This window comes from Aporhodopirellula sallentina SM41 (genome assembly GCF_000346505.1).
GTDB lineage: Bacteria > Planctomycetota > Planctomycetia > Pirellulales > Pirellulaceae > Rhodopirellula > Rhodopirellula sallentina.
In genome coordinates this window covers 1-1,276 of the sequence record NZ_ANOH01000468.1, presented here as the reverse complement: position 1 = coordinate 1,276, position 1,276 = coordinate 1, and the positions used below count along the sequence as shown (strand labels likewise).

2 protein-coding genes are annotated in these 1,276 nt (G+C 54.6%); both read right to left on the bottom strand.

What is annotated here, in order from left to right:
• Positions 1-100 precede the first annotated feature (100 nt).
• A complete protein-coding gene (locus RSSM_RS30435; RefSeq protein ID WP_044304079.1) occupies positions 101-670 on the bottom strand; it encodes a suppressor of fused domain protein in 570 nt (189 codons plus the stop codon).
• Between the two features lie 154 nt (positions 671-824).
• Positions 825-1,276, bottom strand: a 452-nt coding sequence (locus RSSM_RS34030; protein WP_044304078.1) for a hypothetical protein, incomplete at its 5' end; no start/stop codon positions are given.

Genomic DNA, 1,276 nt, shown 5'->3' with positions numbered 1-1,276 from the left:
AAACGAAGCGAATGATGCCTAAACTACGCGAGATTATACCAAAGCCATGGCCCGTTGCCAAAGAGCCAAGGTGTGCCGCAGGCCAAGCGTAAAAACCATGTTAGCCGCCCGCCGCGCTGCAGATTGGCGGCCGCGTAACATTCATTGGGTCCCATTCGTCGTGATGCCAGAATTGTTCGAGCCCAAGTTCGTTGTAGATGTCAAATTCAGACGAATACATTGGCCACATTCCAGCAATGTGGCAGGTAAAGCCATCGAGTTCGACAGATTTCTGCGTTGCGTCGAGATGAGGAGGACCGAAGATGAGAAACGCATCAAGTTTTGATTCGTCGGAAATCTCTGCACGAAAGTTAATAGTGAGGCCGTAACAGAATGGGCAGTCACCACGGAGTTGCTCCGCCATGTATCCGATGGCGTACGTCCATGCACGGTCGGTGGATTCAACGGAAATCATGAGCTCGGGCCGACCGAGTTTCCAATCCGGGTGATTTGCATCTGAGAGTCCAAATGTGAATCCCGTAATAACACCCGGTTGCGGCCAGTCGGGATATGTGAAGACGAAAACGGAACGCAGCCCGTAGTGGGTTGATTCGATCTTTTGGATTTCAGGCTCGCGTCCACCGGTGAGCTCATCCAGATGCGCGAGAAACAGTTCAGCGTTATTTGGCATGATCTCGGAGCGGCTAACGGAAGGTTTTTACGACACCGCCCTGAACGAAGCGGTGGAGTTTGAATCACGAACAGCTAATGATACGCCAGCCCCGCTTGAAGTGCAAAGGAAGGTGTGCCCGAAGGGCCTAGCGTAAAAACCATGTTATGCGGCCCTACGTGCCGGGAGGCTTGACTACGATCCATGCCGCGATGTCCGTGACGATATGCGCACCCACAAAGGGAACATAAGTGTGCGAACCGAAGAAATCCGTCCGGAATTCGAGAAAGAAGTCGCCGGTGACCCGTTCGGTGCCGTCTTGTAGGTCGAAGGAAAACGACGCGTCGTCGTTGATGCCCGCAAGATGGGCGTAGCCAATGTGGTCGAGTGTCCCGTCCGCGTTGAGGACGAACCGATCAATGTATCCAGCCCAGAGTGCGGAGCACATCGGAGCGTTGGCCAGACGCTCAACCGGTAGGGCAAAGGCGATCGGCTGGCCATCGTAGTCGTGGTATTGAAGTTGAGTCGCTCGAATCGCTTGGTAGAGATAGAGGTCACCGAAGGTGACCGTCGGGTGGCGGTTCTCGATCTCGTGTGGGTACTGCGCTGTCAATCGACCGGGCCGCA

Excerpts from the sequence above, each read along its gene's own strand:
- RSSM_RS30435 (WP_044304079.1), bottom strand. The coding sequence starts at position 670 with ATGCCAAATAACGCTGAACTGTTTCTCGCGCATCTGGATGAGCTCACC.